This window comes from Streptococcus australis (assembly GCF_901543175.1).
GTDB lineage: Bacteria > Bacillota > Bacilli > Lactobacillales > Streptococcaceae > Streptococcus > Streptococcus australis_A.
On sequence record NZ_LR594040.1, the window covers coordinates 62959 to 80268 of the forward strand.

The 17310-nt window shown below is 42.7% G+C and carries 18 protein-coding genes; 17 read left to right on the plus strand and 1 reads right to left on the minus strand.

What is annotated here, in order from left to right:
• The first annotated feature begins 33 nt into the window (after positions 1-33).
• From FGK98_RS00410 to FGK98_RS00420, 3 genes are all read left to right on the plus strand, one after another.
• Complete coding sequence (locus FGK98_RS00410) at positions 34-528, plus strand: beta-class carbonic anhydrase (RefSeq protein ID WP_042768894.1); 495 nt, start codon at positions 34-36, stop codon at positions 526-528.
• A 214-nt stretch (positions 529-742) separates the two neighbouring features.
• Entirely contained in the window at positions 743-1711 is a 969-nt protein-coding gene (locus tag FGK98_RS00415) for a ribose-phosphate diphosphokinase (RefSeq protein WP_084933666.1), read from the plus strand.
• A 120-nt stretch (positions 1712-1831) separates the two neighbouring features.
• On the plus strand, positions 1832-2269 hold the full coding sequence (locus FGK98_RS00420; RefSeq protein WP_138099595.1) for a CoA-binding protein: 438 nt from the start codon (positions 1832-1834) through the stop codon (positions 2267-2269).
• A gap of 27 nt (positions 2270-2296) precedes the next feature.
• Here the strand turns inward: FGK98_RS00420 and FGK98_RS00425 are convergent, their stop codons facing one another.
• On the minus strand, positions 2297-3307 hold the full coding sequence (locus FGK98_RS00425; protein ID WP_138099596.1) for a YeiH family protein: 1011 nt from the start codon (positions 3305-3307) through the stop codon (positions 2297-2299).
• 150 nt (positions 3308-3457) lie between these two features.
• Between FGK98_RS00425 and FGK98_RS00430 the strand changes: the two genes are divergently transcribed.
• The 14 genes from FGK98_RS00430 (at position 3458) to FGK98_RS00500 (ending at position 17054) form a co-directional block, all read left to right on the plus strand.
• Positions 3458-4627 (plus strand): pyridoxal phosphate-dependent aminotransferase, encoded by a 1170-nt coding sequence (locus tag FGK98_RS00430; RefSeq protein WP_138099597.1) that lies wholly within the window; start codon positions 3458-3460, stop codon positions 4625-4627.
• Positions 4624-5394, plus strand: coding sequence for a DNA repair protein RecO (recO, locus tag FGK98_RS00435; protein WP_138099598.1), 771 nt, complete (start codon positions 4624-4626; stop codon positions 5392-5394). Before FGK98_RS00430 ends, recO begins: the two co-directional genes overlap by 4 nt.
• The gene (gene plsX, locus FGK98_RS00440) at positions 5391-6383 is read left to right on the plus strand and encodes a phosphate acyltransferase PlsX (RefSeq protein WP_138099599.1); all 993 of its coding nucleotides are present in this window, start codon (positions 5391-5393) and stop codon (positions 6381-6383) included. Before recO ends, plsX begins: the two co-directional genes overlap by 4 nt.
• Before the next feature lie 4 nt (positions 6384-6387).
• On the plus strand, positions 6388-6624 hold the full coding sequence (locus tag FGK98_RS00445) for an acyl carrier protein (protein WP_138099600.1): 237 nt from the start codon (positions 6388-6390) through the stop codon (positions 6622-6624).
• Positions 6625-7077: 453 nt separating this feature from the next.
• The gene (locus tag FGK98_RS00450) at positions 7078-7269 is read left to right on the plus strand and encodes a class IIb bacteriocin, lactobin A/cerein 7B family (protein ID WP_138099601.1); all 192 of its coding nucleotides are present in this window, start codon (positions 7078-7080) and stop codon (positions 7267-7269) included.
• A 24-nt stretch (positions 7270-7293) separates the two neighbouring features.
• A complete protein-coding gene (locus tag FGK98_RS00455) occupies positions 7294-7476 on the plus strand; it encodes a Blp family class II bacteriocin (protein ID WP_000808857.1) in 183 nt (60 codons plus the stop codon).
• A gap of 3 nt (positions 7477-7479) precedes the next feature.
• Entirely contained in the window at positions 7480-7704 is a 225-nt protein-coding gene (locus tag FGK98_RS10020) for a bacteriocin immunity protein (protein ID WP_138099602.1), read from the plus strand.
• 71 nt (positions 7705-7775) lie between these two features.
• Entirely contained in the window at positions 7776-7964 is a 189-nt protein-coding gene (locus FGK98_RS00465; protein WP_138099603.1) for a hypothetical protein, read from the plus strand.
• Between the two features lie 24 nt (positions 7965-7988).
• Positions 7989-8198, plus strand: a complete 210-nt coding sequence (locus FGK98_RS00470; protein ID WP_138099604.1) for a bacteriocin immunity protein — start codon at positions 7989-7991, stop codon at positions 8196-8198.
• Positions 8199-8522: 324 nt separating this feature from the next.
• Positions 8523-8717: a hypothetical protein gene (locus tag FGK98_RS00480; RefSeq protein ID WP_138099606.1), complete on the plus strand. Its 195-nt coding sequence runs from the start codon at positions 8523-8525 to the stop codon at positions 8715-8717.
• Between the two features lie 163 nt (positions 8718-8880).
• Complete coding sequence (gene comA, locus FGK98_RS00485) at positions 8881-11034, plus strand: peptide cleavage/export ABC transporter ComA (protein ID WP_138099607.1); 2154 nt, start codon at positions 8881-8883, stop codon at positions 11032-11034.
• 12 nt (positions 11035-11046) lie between these two features.
• A complete protein-coding gene (gene comB / locus FGK98_RS00490; protein WP_138099608.1) occupies positions 11047-12396 on the plus strand; it encodes a competence pheromone export protein ComB in 1350 nt (449 codons plus the stop codon).
• Positions 12397-12564: 168 nt separating this feature from the next.
• A complete protein-coding gene (purC, locus tag FGK98_RS00495) occupies positions 12565-13272 on the plus strand; it encodes a phosphoribosylaminoimidazolesuccinocarboxamide synthase (protein WP_171011092.1) in 708 nt (235 codons plus the stop codon).
• A 56-nt stretch (positions 13273-13328) separates the two neighbouring features.
• The gene (locus FGK98_RS00500) at positions 13329-17054 is read left to right on the plus strand and encodes a phosphoribosylformylglycinamidine synthase (RefSeq protein ID WP_138099610.1); all 3726 of its coding nucleotides are present in this window, start codon (positions 13329-13331) and stop codon (positions 17052-17054) included.
• Positions 17055-17310: the final 256 nt, after the last annotated feature.

Genomic DNA, 17310 nt, shown 5'->3' on the forward strand with positions numbered 1-17310 from the left:
ATATTTGGTTATCAAATTTTTAAGGGGGAAATCGTGTCGTATTTTGAACAGTTTATGCAAGCCAATCAGGCTTATGTTGCCCTTCATGGGAAATTAAATCTGCCACTTAAGCCAAAAACCAGAGTAGCTATCGTGACCTGCATGGACTCGCGGCTACACGTCGCACAAGCTTTAGGTTTGGCACTTGGGGATGCCCATATCCTGCGGAATGCGGGTGGTCGAGTGACAGAGGATATGATTCGTTCTCTGGTGATCTCCCAGCAACAAATGGGCACACGTGAAATTGTGGTGCTTCACCATACAGACTGTGGAGCTCAAACCTTTCAAAATGAAAGTTTTCATGAACATTTGAAACACGAGCTCGGGGTTGATGTGTCTGATCAAGATTTTTTACCATTCCAGGATGTTGAAGAGAGTGTGAGAGAGGATATGCAGTTGCTTCGAGAATCTCCACTGATTCCTGATGATGTGGCTATTTCAGGTGCGGTTTACGATGTGGATACAGGGAGTATGAGAGAAGTATACTAACTTCATCTCGCAGAATTCTAATCCTAGCATAAGATCGATGCTTCAAATGTAGCGGTTTTAATTTTAATATAGCCAATACAAATTAGAAAAAAACAAGGGTATAAATGTTTGCTCTTGTTTTATTTTTGATTGAAAAATAAAGGAAAAAGCGCTACAATGGTAGATGGAAAATGTTGTGTAAAAAACAAGTGATACATAAATACCGGAGGAAATCATGTCTTTTTCTGATTTAAAGCTGTTTGCCCTTTCTTCTAATAGAGAATTGGCAGAGCGTGTGGCGCAAGAAATTGGGATAGAGTTGGGGAAATCGACTGTTCGCCAATTTTCAGATGGGGAGATTCAAGTCAACATAGAAGAATCAATCCGTGGAAAACACGTCTTTATCCTACAATCAACTAGTTCACCAGTAAATGATAATCTACTTGAGATTTTGATTATGGTAGATGCTTTGAAGCGTGCAAGTGCAGAATCTGTCAACGTTGTCATGCCTTACTATGGTTACGCACGTCAGGATAGAAAAGCGAGAGCGCGTGAGCCAATCACTTCAAAACTCGTTGCCAATATGCTAGAAGTGGCTGGAGTGGATCGTTTGTTGACGATTGATTTGCACGCTGCACAGATTCAGGGATTCTTTGATATTCCTGTAGATCACTTGATGGGTGCTCCATTGATTGCGGACTATTTTGAACGTCGTGGCATGGTTGGCTCTGACTACGTGGTTGTCAGCCCAGACCATGGTGGGGTGACTCGTGCTCGTAAATTGGCAGAGTTTTTGAAAACTCCGATTGCGATTATTGACAAACGCCGTAGTGTAGACAAGATGAATACCAGTGAAGTGATGAACATTATCGGTAAGGTAGAAGGTAAGACTTGTATCTTGATTGACGACATGATCGATACAGCTGGAACCATTTGTCATGCAGCGGATGCTCTTGCTGAAGCGGGTGCTGTTGAAGTATATGCAAGCTGTACGCACCCAGTACTTTCTGGTCCTGCTATGGATAATATCCAAAAATCAGCTATTAAAAAATTGGTTGTTTTGGATACCATCTACCTACCAGAAGAGCGTTTGATTGATAAGATTGAACAAATTTCGATTGCCCACCTTCTAGGAGATGCCATCGTGCGTATCCATGAAAAACGCCCTCTTTCTCCTTTGTTTAGCATTGAGAAAAAGATTTAATCTTTCACTTGAAGTAGACAGAACTCCTAGCAAGTTTCTTTTCTTGCTAGGAGATTTTTTGTAGTCAAAATCTGCAAGCCTTTTCAAAATATGCTATACTGATGAAAAAGGAGGATTTCTATGAGCCAAGAATTTATCAATCCAAGTGATGGAGTGGTCCGTCAGTATCTGGCAACCAGTAAAACGTTAGCAGTGGTGGGCTTGTCCGAACGTGAGGAGACAACCAGCAATCGAGTGACCAAGGAAATGCAGGCTCGAGGCTATAAAATCATTCCAGTTAATCCCAAGGCTGAAGGTGGTGAAATTTTGGGAGAAAAGGCTTATGCCAGTCTAGCTGAGATTCCTTTTCCTGTAGATATTGTCAATGTTTACCGTCGCAGCGAGTTTCTGCCAGATGTGGCGCGTGATTTTCTCAAGGCTGATGCCAAGATTTTTTGGGGACAACTAGGACTTGAAAGTCTAGAAGCAGAAAAAATCCTGCGTGCTGGAGGATGCGATGACATCGTGATGAATCGCTGTATCAAGAGAGAACATACACGCTTAATTCTTGAACAATAAAAGGTAGCCAGTAGGCTACCTTTTGTGTTAAAAAATACCAATCAATGCCTGCATGCCTAGGCTGGTAAGGATGATGGCAATCCAGCAAAGGGCCCCAAGGACAATAGATTTGCCACTGGATCTAACCATGCCAATCAGATTGGTTTTGAGACCGATGGCACTCATGGCCATGATAATGAGAAATTTGGAGAGTTGTTTGAGAGGGGTGAAGAAGCTACTGGACACACCGAGAGAGGTGAGAAGAGTCGTTAAGAGAGAGGCTAGGATGAAATAAAGGATAAAAAGTGGGAAGACTTTTTTTAGTTGGAAACCCTGGCTGTTTTTTTGCTGGTGACTTTGCCAGTAGGAGAGAAAGAGCGTGATAGGAATAATGGCAAGGGTGCGTGTGAGTTTAACAATGGTTGCAGACTCAAGGGTATTGGTCTGGTAGAGACTGTCCCAAGCACTAGCTGTGGCCGTTACAGAAGAAGTATCATTGACCGCAGTTCCTGCAAAGAGGGCGAAGCCTTCATTGGATAGGTGAAGCCAGGTTCCTAGAGTTGGAAAGATAAGTGCCGCTAAGATATTGAAGAAAAAGATAACGGAAATGGCTTGGGCTACTTCTTTTTCCTTGGCATGGATAACGGGTGCTGTCGCAGCAATGGCAGAGCCACCACAGATAGAAGATCCCACTCCAATCAAGGTAGCTAGTTTTGTGTCTAGCGCAAAGAAACGCTGGAAGAGGTAGGCAAGAATCAAAGCTATTGAAATGGTGGACAGGATGACAGGGAGCGAAGATTGGCCAACTGCAAAGACCTGCGAGATATTGAGACCAAAACCGAGCAAGATAACGGCATATTGAAGCAATTTTTTTGAACTAAAGGTTAATCCAGCATCCAGTTGTTTGTAGGAAGAGAGAAAAGGATGAAGGAGCATTCCCGCAAAAATAGCAAAGACAGGTGCTCCCACGACAGGAAAGAATCCTCCTAGGTACCAAGACACGATAGAAATGACAAGGCAGGCTAAGATTCCTGCCCCATTTTTTGATAAAAATGACATATAAACCTCCGAAAATAAGCACTTATTATTATAGTCCTGTTGAGAAGAAAAGTAAAACAGAAAGTGAAAAATGCAGGTTTCAGATGGATTTTGCGGTCAGGGAGCTTTTGTAGTATAATAGTACTATGTTCTGTAAGCAAGGGGGTATCTATGGACTTAACCAAGCGCTTTAATAAACAATTAGATAAGATTCAAGTGTCCTTGATTCGTCAGTTTGATCAGGCAATTTCAGAGATCCCTGGAGTTCTGCGTTTGACCTTGGGAGAGCCTGACTTTACAACGCCAGATCATGTCAAGGAGGCAGCTAAGCGAGCCATTGACCAGAACCAGTCCTACTATACAGGGATGAGCGGTTTACTGACCTTGCGCCAGGCAGCCAGTGATTTTGTAAAAGAAAAATACCAGCTAGATTATAATCCTGAAAATGAAATCTTGGTTACAATTGGGGCGACAGAGGCTTTATCTGCTACTTTGACGGCTATTTTGGAAGAGGGGGACAAGGTACTCTTGCCAGCTCCTGCCTATCCAGGATATGAGCCGATTGTCAATCTAGTTGGGGCAGAGATTGTCGAGATTGATACAACTGAAAATGGTTTTGTCTTGACTCCTGAGATGTTGGAAAAGGCCATTTTGGAGCAAGGGGACAAGCTCAAAGCGGTTATTCTCAACTATCCAGCCAATCCGACAGGAATTACTTATAGTCGGGAGCAGTTGGAAGCCTTGGCAGACGTTTTACGCAAGTATGAGATTTTCGTTGTCTGTGATGAGGTTTACTCAGAATTAACCTATACAGGCGAAGCCCATGTATCTCTGGGAACTATGCTGAGAGACCAGGCTATTATTATCAATGGCTTGTCTAAATCGCATGCTATGACAGGTTGGCGTTTAGGCTTTATCTTTGCTCCTGCAGCTTTCACATCTCAGTTAATCAAGAGTCACCAATATTTGGTTACTGCCGCAAATACTATGGCTCAACATGCTGCAGTGGAGGCTTTGACCGCTGGTAAAAACGACGCAGAGCCTATGAAGAAGGAATACATTCAGCGTCGAGATTATATCATCGAAAAGATGACTGCTCTTGGTTTTGAGATTATCAAACCAGACGGGGCCTTCTATATCTTTGCTAAGATTCCAGCGGGCTACAATCAAGACTCCTTTGCTTTTCTTAAGGATTTTGCCTATAAGAAGGCCGTTGCCTTTATCCCTGGTGCAGCCTTTGGGCGTTACGGAGAAGGCTATGTTCGCCTGTCTTATGCAGCCAGCATGGAAACGATCAGAGAGGCAATGAAACGACTTGAGGAGTACATGAGAGAAGCATGATTCAGTCTATAACGAGTCAAGGCTTGGTGCTCTACAATCGTAACTTTCGTGAGGATGACAAGCTAGTCAAGATCTTTACCGAGCAGGCGGGCAAGCGCATGTTTTTCGTCAAACACGCTGGCCAGTCCAAACTAGCTCCAGTTATTCAGCCCTTGGTGTTAGCACGATTTCTCTTGCGAATCAATGATGACGGGCTTAGCTACATCGAGGACTACCATGAGGTGATGACCTTTCCCAATATTAATAGTGATCTCTTTGTCATGGCCTATGCGACCTATGTTGCTGCCCTTGCAGATGCTAGTTTGCAGGACAATCAGCAGGATGCTCCCTTGTTTGCTTTCTTGAGGAAGACTCTAGAGTTGATGGAAGCGGGTTTGGATTATCAGGTTTTAACCAATATTTTTGAAATTCAAATCTTAACCCGATTTGGGCTTAGCCTTAATTTTAATGAGTGTGTCTTTTGCCATCGGGTCGGTCAGGCCTTTGACTTTTCTTTTAAATATGAAGCCTGCCTCTGTCCAGAGCATTATCATGAGGATGAGAGACGTTGCCATCTGAATCCCAATATCCCTTATCTTCTCAATCAATTTCAAGCCATTGATTTTGAGACCTTGGAGACCATTTCGCTCAAGTCTGAAATCAAGCAAGACTTGCGCAAGTTTATAGACCAAATCTATGAAGAGTACGTTGGGATTCACCTAAAATCAAAGAAATTTATTGATTCCCTAGCAGACTGGGGACAATTACTAAAAGAGGAAGACAAATGAAAAAAATTGCAGTAGATGCTATGGGGGGCGATTACGCACCTCAAGCCATCGTTGAGGGGGTCAATCAAGCCCTAGCTGACTTTTCAGATATTGAGATTCAACTCTATGGAGATGAAAGCAAGATCAAGCAATATCTAACAGCGACAGAGCGTGTTAGCATTATCCATACGGATGAGAAAATTAACTCAGACGATGAGCCGACAAAAGCTATCCGTAAGAAGAAAAATGCCAGCATGGTATTGGCAGCCAAGGCAGTCAAGGAGGGAGAAGCAGACGCTGTCCTCTCTGCAGGCAACACAGGTGCCTTGTTGGCAGCAGGATTCTTCATCGTGGGTCGTATCAAGAACATCGATCGTCCTGGGCTTATGTCGACCTTGCCGACTGTAGATGGGAAGGGTTTTGATATGCTAGACCTCGGTGCCAATGCGGAAAATACAGCTCAACACCTGCATCAATATGCTGTCCTAGGTTCCTTCTACGCGAAAAATGTTCGTGGAATTTCGAAACCACGTGTTGGTTTGCTCAACAATGGAACAGAAAGCAGCAAGGGAGATCCCCTTCGCAAGGAAACATACGACTTGCTAGTAGCTGATGAAAGTTTGAACTTTGTCGGAAATGTGGAAGCGCGTGATCTGATGAATGGCGTTGCGGATGTTGTCGTAACAGATGGTTTCACGGGAAACGCTGTTCTCAAATCTATCGAAGGGACCGCTTTGGGAATCATGGGCTTACTTAAAAATGCTATTACAGGTGGTGGACTTCGAGCGAAGCTAGGTGCTCTACTTCTCAAGGATAGTCTTAAGGGGTTGAAGACACAGCTCAACTATTCAGATGTTGGAGGGGCAGTCTTGTTTGGTGTCAAGGCGTCAGTTGTAAAGACTCATGGTTCCAGTGATGCCAAGGCTGTGTACAGTACGATTCGCCAGATTCGTACCATGCTCGAAACAGACGTAGTTGCTCAGACTGCGCGTGAATTTTCAGGAGAATAAAAAGATGACAGAAAAAGAAATTTTTGACCGTGTTGTAACCATTATCCAAGAGCGACAGGGAGAAGACTTTGTCGTGGCAGAAGCCTTGAGTTTGAAAGACGACCTAGATGCAGACTCAGTAGACTTGATGGAGTTCGTCCTAACGCTAGAAGATGAATTTGGTATCGAGATCAGCGATGAGGAAATCGACCAACTTCAAAGCGTAGCAGATGTGGTCGGAACTATTAAAGGTAAGATATAGCAAAAAGCAACATGCAAGTCATGTTGTTTTTTTGTTTGCAGGAAAAAGGAAAAATTTGAAACATTTTTGTAGAAATTGCGAATAAAGAGATGAGAAAGAAAAAAGGAGGAACGTTCATGTACATGCCAATCTTGTATCCATGGTACATCAAGTGGTTTTTAAAATAAAAATAAAATAGTTGTTCATTTTCGAATTGTTTTTCGAATAGATAGGTAAGAGGAAAAGGAAGGAGACTACGCGATGTATTTACCAATCTTATTGCCATGGTTTATCAAATGGTATTTAAAATAAATGAAATTTACCTGTTCATTTTAAATCACTTCTCGAATAGATAAGTGAGAAGAAAAGGAAGGAGAGAAAAAATGATTTCAGTAATTTACCCAATCTGGTTTTTTAAATGGTTTAAAGCCTAGAAACCATAAACTAAAAAAATAAAAATGAAGGAGAAAACAAATGACAAACTTTGACAAAATGGAACAGAACTTTGTAGCTCTTACTGAAGAAGAGTTGATGGATGTGGATGGGGGATTGATTATTACAGCAGCTGGAATTATTTTAGCAGGAAAAGTAGCAGGTGCTGTGGTTACAATTGGAGGAGCTCTTTATGGAGCAGGATATGCTATTGGAACAGCATTGCGACCTTAATATGATTAGAAAGGAGGCTTAGTAATGAAACAATTTCAAGAATTATCTTTTCAAGAACTTGAAGAGGTTCAAGGTGGTGTTATTACATTAACGATAGGTACGGTAGTACTTGTAGGCTGGAAAGCAGTAGCAGCTTATGGTGCAGCGGCTACTTTAGCAGGAGGCACACTTGGATTGGGAGTCTATAATGGGTACAGAGGGCGTTAGATTATGAACAATCACAACCTTAATCTCAATACACTCTTACCCAAATTAGCCACTATAGTTCCTTTGTTGGCTATAGCTCTCAATCTTGTACTTCATGTAATTCGTACAGGTTCATTAGTATCCTTTGATTGGAAATGGACTGTAGTTGGTTTACTTGCTTCGGGCTATTTTGGTATTTTTTGTAAGGATTTGACGAAAAATAATCAAAACTATAAAAGATCAATCTGAATGAAAAGGATTTTGTGCATGTAAATGACGGAGTTTTTCCGCCTTTCTTGTCAGGCAAATAGGAGTCTGCTATGAAAAAAATCTTATTAAGTTTTGCTGAAGGATATTTTATCGTATCACTCATTACCTACATCGCAACGTATTTGATTTTGAAAAATCCGATCAATACCTTGTTTTATCCAGAAACCTATCCAATTCTGCTTGGTCTGTTTTATGTAGGATACAAGTACAAAACAAAAGAAAGTAAGATAGGAAATTGATGGACCATCAGATTGGAGTTTGGGATGAAAGTTGTTCAATTACTACGAAAAGCTTGGCCAGAGACTACTGTATTATTTAGCTCGATGGCTTATCTAATTATTAGAATTGTAGCTGATGTAAACAAAATACATCTACCTACATGGTTTGAATATTTTGATGTGCCTACGATTTCATTATTCTTGATGACCTTTATCTTACTTTATAGAAGTGAAGAAAAAGATAACAAATGGTGACAATATGAGTCTGATTTCTGTAGATCCAGCATAAAAGCAATCTTGGAGTGTTAGACCAATGAACCATAATCTATATTTAGTTAGGAAGGTGTCTGTATGTTAAAAAAGAAGTGATGTTATTAGGGGGGCTTTTACTAGTACGTATTGTGCTTTCTATCCTTCAAGTTTTAATGGACTATAATCTATTACCAGGAAAGTGTAGTATAAATTTCATGGAGGTTTCAGACTTGTTCTCTTATCCCCTACTTCTTTTAATCATTTACATAGCGGTAAAATACCATACTATCCCGAAAATAACGGCTAAAGAAGGAAATGAGGACGAAAATGAATAAGATTTTAAAATCTATTCTTGTATTTGTTTTCCTATTTTTGATGAATATTTTCATCTTTGGGATACTAGCAACTCTTGGATTTCAGGTAACAATGAGTGAAAATAGTTATGTGGTGCCACCTGTGTTTGCGTTTATCGTTTTATACGCTATTCACAAAAGAAGTGGGGAAGGTAAGAAATCTGTGTAATTGAATATTCTAGGCAGAACTTTTGTTCTGCCTATTTTCTTTGGTAAAAGTGCTGTTCAGGTGAGGATATTGTTTTTTCAGAAATAATTCCCTTATTTCTTCCTTGTTTGGTTAAAATAATCTTACAAAGTTTTTAAGAGATTATTAGGAAAAGGAGATGAATATGAAATTTGGGAAAAGGCACTATCGTCCCCAGGTGGATCAGATGGATTGTGGCGTGGCTTCCTTGGCCATGGTCTTTGGCTACTATGGTAGTTATTACTCCTTGGCTCACTTGCGAGAGTTAGCTAAGACGACCATGGATGGGACGACGGCTTTGGGTCTTGTAAAGGTAGCAGAGGAGATTGGTTTTGAAACGCGAGCTATCAAGGCAGATATGACGCTCTTTGATCTGCCTGATTTGACCTTCCCTTTTGTGGCCCATGTGCTCAAGGAAGGGAAATTGCTCCACTATTATGTGGTGACAGGTCAGGACAAGAAGACGATCCATATCGCTGATCCAGATCCTGGTGTTAAGCTGACCAAGATTTCCCGTGAGCGATTTGCGCAAGAATGGACAGGGGTCAGTCTCTTTATGGCTCCGTCTCCAGACTATAAACCCCATAAGGAGAAAAAACAGGGGCTCCTATCCTTCTTGCCAATCTTATTCAAACAGCGTGGCTTAATCACCAATATCGTCCTAGCGACACTCTTGGTAACTCTGATCAATATTGTGGGCTCCTATTATCTACAGTCTATCATTGATACCTATGTGCCAGATCAGATGCGCTCGACCTTGGGCATCATCTCAATAGGACTGGTCATCGTCTATATCCTTCAGCAGATCTTGTCTTATGCGCAGGAATACCTTTTACTTGTTCTGGGGCAACGGTTGTCAATTGACGTGATTTTGTCCTACATCAAGCATGTTTTTCACCTGCCGATGTCATTTTTCGCGACACGCAGGACAGGAGAAATCGTGTCTCGCTTTACGGACGCCAATAGTATCATCGATGCGCTAGCGTCGACCATTCTTTCTATCTTTTTGGATGTGTCGACGATTTTGATTATCTCGCTTGTCTTGTTTTCACAAAACATAACGCTCTTTTTCATTAGTCTGCTTGCACTTCCTATTTATACGGTGATTATCTTTGCCTTTATGAAGCCTTTTGAAAAGATGAATCGGGACACTATGGAAGCCAATGCGGTTCTGTCCTCTTCTATCATCGAGGACATCAACGGTATTGAGACTATTAAGTCTTTGACCAGTGAAAGCCAGCGTTACCAAAAGATTGACAAGGAATTTGTAGCTTATCTGAAAAAATCCTTTACCTATAGTCGGGCAGAAAGCCAGCAAAAGGCCCTGAAAAAAGTTGCCCAGCTCCTGCTCAATGTTGCCGTTCTCTGGATGGGAGCAGTACTCGTTATGGATGGAAAAATGAGTTTGGGGCAATTGATTACCTATAATACTTTGCTTGTTTACTTTACCAATCCTTTGGAAAATATCATAAACCTGCAAACCAAACTTCAGACAGCGCAGGTTGCCAATAACCGTCTGAATGAGGTTTATCTGGTCGCTTCGGAGTTTGAGGAGAAGAAAACAGTCGAAGATCTGAGTATGATGAAGGGAGATATGACCTTTAAGCAAGTCCACTATAAGTATGGCTATGGTCGTGATGTTTTGTCGGATATCAATTTGACGATTTCGCAAGGTTCTAAGGTAGCTTTTGTCGGGATTTCAGGGTCAGGCAAGACTACCTTGGCCAAGATGATGGTTAATTTTTACGACCCTAGTCAGGGAGAGATTAGTCTGGGTGGTGTCAATCTCAATCAGATTGATAAAAAAGCCTTGCGCCAGTATATCAACTATCTACCTCAACAGCCCTATGTCTTTAACGGAACGATTTTGGAGAATCTTCTCCTTGGAGCCAAAGAAGGGACGACACAGGAGGATGTTCTGCGAGCAGTCGAGTTAGCTGAGATTCGGGAAGATATTGAGCGGATGCCATTGAATTACCAGACAGAGTTGACTTCGGATGGGGCTGGAATTTCTGGTGGGCAACGGCAGCGAATCGCTCTGGCGCGTGCTCTTTTAACGGATGCTCCTGTTCTGATATTGGACGAGGCGACCAGCAGTCTGGATATCTTGACAGAAAAGCGGATTGTGGATAATCTTATGGCTTTAGACAAGACCTTGATTTTCATTGCTCACCGCTTGACCATTGCTGAGCGGACAGAGAAGGTTGTTGTCTTGGATCAGGGCAAGATTGTCGAAGAAGGCAACCATGCAGCCTTGCTTGCCCGAGGTGAATTTTACGCCCATTTGGTCAATAGCTAGAAAGAGGAGAAGATGAAACCAGAATTTTTAGAAAGTGCGGAGTTTTATAATCGTCGTTATCATAATTTTTCCAGTCGGGTGATTTTACCCATGTCGCTTCTGCTCGTGTTTCTATTTGGATTTGCAGTCTTTGCAGAGAAGGAGATTAGTTTGTTTACCAGAGCCACTGTCGAACCTAGTCGGATCATTGCCAACATCCAGTCGACAAGCAATCAACGCATTGTGGCTAATTATCTAGAAGAGAACAAACTAGTCAAGCAGGGGGATCTACTCGTTCAGTACCAGCAAGGGGCGGAAGCTGTTCAAGCTGAAGCATACGCCAATCAGTTGGAGATGTTAAAGGATCAAAAAAAGCAGTTAGGGTATTTGCAATCCAGTTTGAAAGAGGGAACTGATCAATTTCCAGAGGCGGATAAGTTTGGATATCAGGAGATGTTTCGAGACTATCTCAGCCAAGCTAGTAGTCTTAGGAGCAATGTTTCGCAGCAAAATGCCAACATCTCCTCGCAGAATGCGGCGGCAAGTCAGAGCCAGGCCGAGATTGGCAATCTTATCAGTCAAACACAGGATAAAATTCGAGATTATAAAACAGCTAAGTCGGCGATTGAAGCAGGAGCTCAACTGGATAGTCAAAATGCAGCCTACTCATTTTATCAGACCTATAAAAATCAAGGTGGAGAAGATCCGCAAGCTAAATCGCAAGTTATTGCACAGGTGGATGCACAAATCGACCAGCTAGAGTCTAGTTTAGCTACTTATCGTGTGCAGTATGCGGGTTCTGGAGCTCAACAAGCCTACGCAAGTGGATTGGATAGTCAGCTTGAATCCCTCAAGTCTCAGCACCTAGTTAAAGTTGGACAGGAATTAACCCTTTTGGAGCAGAAAATTTTAGAAGCAGAGTCGGGTAAGAAAGTCCAAGGAGGTCTGCTGGACAAGGGGAAAATTACAGCAAGCGAGGACGGGGTGCTTCACCTTAATCCTGAAACCAGTGATTCTACCATGGTTGCAGAAGGCACCTTGCTCGCTCAACTCTACCCAGCCTTGGAAAAAGAAGGCAAAACCAAACTCACAGCTTATCTCAGTTCAAAAGATGTTGCAAGGCTCAAGGTCGGTGATTCTGTTCGTTTCACTACAAGCAAAGATGCCAACAAAGAGCTCGTTCTTGTTTCTGCTATTACGAATATTGATGCGACAGCTACCAAGACTGATAAGGGAAATTTCTTTAAAATAGAGGCGGAGACCAGTCTGACTCCTGAGCAGGCAGAAAAACTTCGCTATGGTTCAGAAGGGCGTTTGACGCTAATCACAGGAAAGAAAAGTTATTTGCGCTATTATTGGGATCAATTTTTGAACAGAGAATAATGTTCGTCTTTTTCTGAGCTAACTGATTGAAAAACTGTAAGACAAAGGTGTTTTGCAGTTTTTTCTTTACGCAACAAGTACTATCTTGGTAATGGTTCGTAAAAATCTTGAATTTTTGTTTATTTTGTGGTAGAATATGCTCAAGTAATACGAAAGGCGAACTTTAAAATGTCAAAAAAACTGATCTATTCGGGGAAAGCCAAGGATATCTATACAACTGAGGATGAAAATCTCATTATTTCAACTTACAAGGACCAGGCGACTGCTTTCAATGGTGTTAAGAAGGAGCAGATTGCAGGCAAGGGAGTCTTGAATAATCAGATTTCATCTTTTATTTTTGAAAAGTTAAATGCTACTGGTGTGGCAACTCACTTTGTGGAGAAGCTTTCAGATACGGAACAACTCAATAAAAAGGTGGAAATCATTCCTTTGGAAGTCGTTCTTCGCAACTATACGGCTGGTTCTTTTTCAAAACGTTTTGGTGTGAAAGAGGGCATTGCCTTGGAGACTCCAATCGTTGAATTTTATTATAAAAACGATGATTTGGATGATCCTTTTATCAATGATGAGCACGTGAAATTCCTAAATATTGCGGATGATCAGCAGATTGCCTATTTGAAGGAAGAGACGCGTCGTATCAATGAACTCTTGAAAGTCTGGTTTGCTGAGATTGGGCTTAAGTTGATTGACTTTAAACTGGAATTTGGTTTTGACAAGGATGGCAAAATTATCTTGGCAGACGAATTTTCACCAGATAACTGCCGACTTTGGGACGCTGACGGTAACCACATGGACAAGGATGTTTTCCGTCGGGGTCTAGGTGAACTAACCGACGTTTACGAAGTTGTCTGGGAGAAATTGCAAGGTTTAAAATAGCACCTTCAAGGTCATTTGGGAACATTGCAAGAGCTGAAATAAAGGAATAAGAATTGATGAATAAACGTATTTTTGTTGAAAAAAAGGCTGATTTTCAGGTCAAGTCAGAGAGTTTGGTGAGAGAGCTCCAGCACAACTTGGGGCTTTCAACCTTGAAAAGCATTCGTATCGTGCAAGTTTATGACGTTTTTGACTTGTCAGAGGACTTGTTTGCGCCTGCCGAGAAGCATATCTTCTCTGAGCAGGTGACAGACCATGTCTTGGACGAAACGGCTGTGCATAAGGATCTGGCTAACTATGCTTTCTTTGCCATCGAAAGCTTGCCGGGTCAGTTTGACCAGCGTGCAGCTTCTTCACAAGAAGCCTTGCTCTTGCTAGGTAGCTCAAGTGATGTAACGGTTAATACAGCACAATTGTACTTGGTTAATAAAGATATCGATGCGTCTGAGTTGGACGCGGTCAAGAACTACCTGCTCAATCCAGTGGATTCACGTTTCAAGGACATCACAACAGGGATTGCCAAGCAGGAATTTTCAGAGTCAGACAAGACCATTCCAAAATTGACTTTCTTTGAAAGCTATACAGCAGAAGACTTTGCTCGCTACAAGGCTGAACAAGGGATGGCTATGGAAGTGGATGATTTGCTCTTTATCCAGGATTATTTCAAGTCAATCGGGCGCGTGCCAACAGAAACTGAGCTCAAGGTTTTGGACACTTACTGGTCTGACCACTGCCGTCACACGACTTTTGAGACTGAGTTGAAGAATATCGACTTTTCAGCATCTAAATTCCAAAAACAATTACAGGCAACCTATGACAAATATATCGCTATGCGTGAGGAATTGGGACGCTCTGAAAAACCACAAACCTTGATGGATATGGCGACTATTTTCGGTCGTTATGAGCGTGCTAATGGACGTTTGGATGACATGGAAGTGTCTGATGAGATCAATGCTTGTTCGGTTGAAATTGAAGTAGATGTCAACGGTGTGAAAGAACCATGGCTTCTCATGTTCAAGAACGAAACCCACAACCACCCAACGGAAATTGAACCATTTGGTGGGGCGGCTACTTGTATCGGTGGTGCTATTCGTGACCCATTGTCAGGTCGTTCCTACGTTTACCAAGCTATGCGTATCTCAGGTGCTGGTGATATTACAGCACCGATTTCGGAAACTCGCGCTGGGAAATTGCCACAACAAGTGATTTCTAAAACAGCGGCTCATGGTTATTCTTCATACGGGAATCAGATCGGTCTTGCGACGACCTATGTTCGTGAATACTTCCACCCAGGTTTCGTTGCTAAGCGTATGGAGCTTGGTGCTGTTGTCGGTGCGGCTCCAAAAGAGAATGTTGTCCGTGAAAAACCTGAAGCGGGCGATGTGATTATCCTTCTCGGTGGTAAGACTGGACGTGATGGTGTCGGTGGTGCGACAGGGTCTTCTAAGGTTCAAACGGTTGAGTCTGTAGAGACTGCTGGTGCTGAGGTTCAAAAAGGGAATGCCATCGAAGAACGAAAGATTCAACGTCTTTTCCGTAATGGCGATGTCACTCGTCTCATCAAGAAATCCAACGACTTTGGTGCAGGTGGTGTCTGTGTGGCCATCGGTGAATTGGCAGACGGTCTTGAAATCGACCTCAATAAGGTTCCTCTTAAATACCAAGGTTTGAATGGCACAGAAATTGCGATCTCTGAATCTCAAGAACGGATGGCAGTCGTGGTTCGTCCTGAGGATGTAGATACCTTCGTTGCGGAATGTAACAAAGAAAACATTGATGCTGTTGTGGTTGCGACAGTGACTGAAAAACCAAATCTAGTCATGCACTGGAATGGTGAGACAATCGTCGACTTGGAACGCCGTTTCCTTGATACCAATGGTGTGCGTGTCGTTGTAGATGCCAAGGTTGTGGACAAGGATATCAAGCTTCCAGAAGAGCGCAATACAAGTGCTGAAACCCTCGAAGCAGATACTCTTGCGGTTCTATCTGACCTCAACCATGCGAGTCAAAAAGGCTTGCAGACTATCTTTGATAGCTCTGTCGGTCGTTCGACTGTCAATCACCCACTTGGTGGTCGCTATCAACTCACACCAACTGAGGCATCTGTACAGAAATTGCCAGTTCAACATGGAGTAACTCATACTGCGTCTGTCATGGCTCAAGGTTTCAACCCTTATCTAGCAGAATGGTCACCTTACCACGGTGCTGCCTATGCGGTTATCGAAGCGACAGCTCGTTTGGTGGCTGCTGGTGCAAACTGGTCCAAGGCTCGCTTCTCTTACCAAGAGTACTTCGAGCGGATGGACAAGCAAGCCGAGCGCTTTGGTCAGCCAGTAGCAGCTCTTCTAGGCTCTATCGAAGCTCAAATTCAACTTGGCTTACCATCTATCGGTGGTAAGGACTCCATGTCCGGTACCTTTGAAGAATTGACGGTGCCACCAACCTTGGTTGCCTTTGGGGTGACAACAGCAGATAGCCGTCAAGTTCTCTCACCTGAGTTCAAGACTGCTGGTGAAAACATCTACTACATTCCAGGTCAAGCCTTGGCACAAGAGATTGACTTTGATCTTATCAAGTCTAACTTTGCCAAGTTTGAAACCATTCAAAAGGCTCACAAAGTAACAGCTGCTTCGGCTGTTAAATATGGTGGTGTCCTTGAAAGCTTGGCTCTTGCTACTTTTGGGAACCATATTGGTGCAGAGGGAACCCTATCTGAACTTGAAAGTTCTTTGACAGCTCAGCTAGGCGGATTTATCTTCACCTCCCCTGAAGAAATCGCTGGAGTAGAAAAAATTGGTCAAACGAAAGCAGACTTTACACTGCTTGTCAACGGTGTGAAGCTAGATGGACACAAGCTTGACAGTGCTTTCCAAGGAAAACTGGAAGAAGTTTACCCAACTGAATTTGCCCAAGCAAAAGAACTGGCTGAAGTACCAGCTGTCGCTTCTGACGTAATCATCAAAGCCAAAGAAAAGGTTGAAAAACCTGTGGTTTACATTCCAGTTTTCCCAGGAACCAACTCAGAATATGACTCAGCCAAGGCCTTCGAAAAAGAAGGTGCAGAGGTCAACTTGGTACCATTCGTGACACTCAATGAAGAAGCTATTGTCAAGTCAGTCGAAACCATGGTTGACAATATTGGCAAGGCTAACATCCTCTTCTTTGCAGGTGGATTCTCAGCTGCGGACGAGCCAGATGGTTCAGCTAAGTTTATCGTCAATATCCTGCTCAATGAAAAAGTGCGTGCAGCCATTGATAACTTTATCGCTCGCGGTGGCTTGATTATCGGTATCTGTAATGGATTCCAGGCCTTGGTCAAATCAGGTCTTCTTCCATACGGGAACTTTGAAGATGCCACTAGTACTAGCCCAACTCTCTTCTACAATGATGCCAACCAACACGTGGCCAAGATGGTGGAAACTCGGATTGCCAATACCAACTCGCCATGGTTGGCTGGAGTGCAAGTGGGCGATATCCACGCCATTCCTGTTTCGCACGGTGAAGGGAAGTTTGTCGTGACGGCTGAGGAATTTGCGGAGCTCCGTGACAGTGGTCAAATCTTTAGCCAATACGTTGACTTTGACGGAAAACCAAGTATGGACTCTAAGTACAATCCAAATGGTTCTGTCCATGCTATCGAAGGGATTACCAGCAAGAATGGCCAAATCATCGGTAAGATGGGGCATTCAGAACGTTATGAAGACGGTCTCTTCCAAAATATCCCAGGAAATAAAGACCAGCATCTGTTCGCGTCAGCGGTTAAATACTTTACTGGGAAGTAAGACTTGCAGATTTTCGAATAGATAGTATCAGTAATGTGAAAGTCATGTGAATCTGGTTCGTGGTGATTGCAAATGGTTTGTTTTGCGAGTGAAACGAGCTTCTACAGTATCATTCCGCAGTAGTGTCGTTAGGGAGTATTTGAGACTTTGGCTCAAATACTAGCTAGAAAATTTCTTGATAGACTTTCTGTTTTTTTCGTCAGCATTTATGACGACAATAAAAAAATTAGAAAGTCATCACAGAAAGTTGAGAGCG

Excerpts from the sequence above, each read along its gene's own strand:
- FGK98_RS00470 (WP_138099604.1), top strand. The coding sequence starts at position 7,989 with ATGAAAGTTGTTCAATTACTACGAAAAGCTTGGCCAGAGACTACTGTA.
- purC (WP_171011092.1), top strand. The coding sequence starts at position 12,565 with ATGTCAAAAAAACTGATCTATTCGGGGAAAGCCAAGGATATCTATACA.
- comA (WP_138099607.1), top strand. The coding sequence starts at position 8,881 with ATGAAATTTGGGAAAAGGCACTATCGTCCCCAGGTGGATCAGATGGAT.
- comB (WP_138099608.1), top strand. The coding sequence starts at position 11,047 with ATGAAACCAGAATTTTTAGAAAGTGCGGAGTTTTATAATCGTCGTTAT.
- recO (WP_138099598.1), top strand. The coding sequence starts at position 4,624 with ATGATTCAGTCTATAACGAGTCAAGGCTTGGTGCTCTACAATCGTAAC.
- FGK98_RS00425 (WP_138099596.1), bottom strand. The coding sequence starts at position 3,307 with ATGTCATTTTTATCAAAAAATGGGGCAGGAATCTTAGCCTGCCTTGTC.
- FGK98_RS10020 (WP_138099602.1), top strand. The coding sequence starts at position 7,480 with ATGAACAATCACAACCTTAATCTCAATACACTCTTACCCAAATTAGCC.
- FGK98_RS00480 (WP_138099606.1), top strand. The coding sequence starts at position 8,523 with ATGAATAAGATTTTAAAATCTATTCTTGTATTTGTTTTCCTATTTTTG.
- FGK98_RS00500 (WP_138099610.1), top strand. The coding sequence starts at position 13,329 with ATGAATAAACGTATTTTTGTTGAAAAAAAGGCTGATTTTCAGGTCAAG.
- FGK98_RS00430 (WP_138099597.1), top strand. The coding sequence starts at position 3,458 with ATGGACTTAACCAAGCGCTTTAATAAACAATTAGATAAGATTCAAGTG.
- FGK98_RS00450 (WP_138099601.1), top strand. The coding sequence starts at position 7,078 with ATGACAAACTTTGACAAAATGGAACAGAACTTTGTAGCTCTTACTGAA.
- FGK98_RS00420 (WP_138099595.1), top strand. The coding sequence starts at position 1,832 with ATGAGCCAAGAATTTATCAATCCAAGTGATGGAGTGGTCCGTCAGTAT.
- FGK98_RS00455 (WP_000808857.1), top strand. The coding sequence starts at position 7,294 with ATGAAACAATTTCAAGAATTATCTTTTCAAGAACTTGAAGAGGTTCAA.
- FGK98_RS00415 (WP_084933666.1), top strand. The coding sequence starts at position 743 with ATGTCTTTTTCTGATTTAAAGCTGTTTGCCCTTTCTTCTAATAGAGAA.
- FGK98_RS00445 (WP_138099600.1), top strand. The coding sequence starts at position 6,388 with ATGACAGAAAAAGAAATTTTTGACCGTGTTGTAACCATTATCCAAGAG.
- plsX (WP_138099599.1), top strand. The coding sequence starts at position 5,391 with ATGAAAAAAATTGCAGTAGATGCTATGGGGGGCGATTACGCACCTCAA.
- FGK98_RS00465 (WP_138099603.1), top strand. The coding sequence starts at position 7,776 with ATGAAAAAAATCTTATTAAGTTTTGCTGAAGGATATTTTATCGTATCA.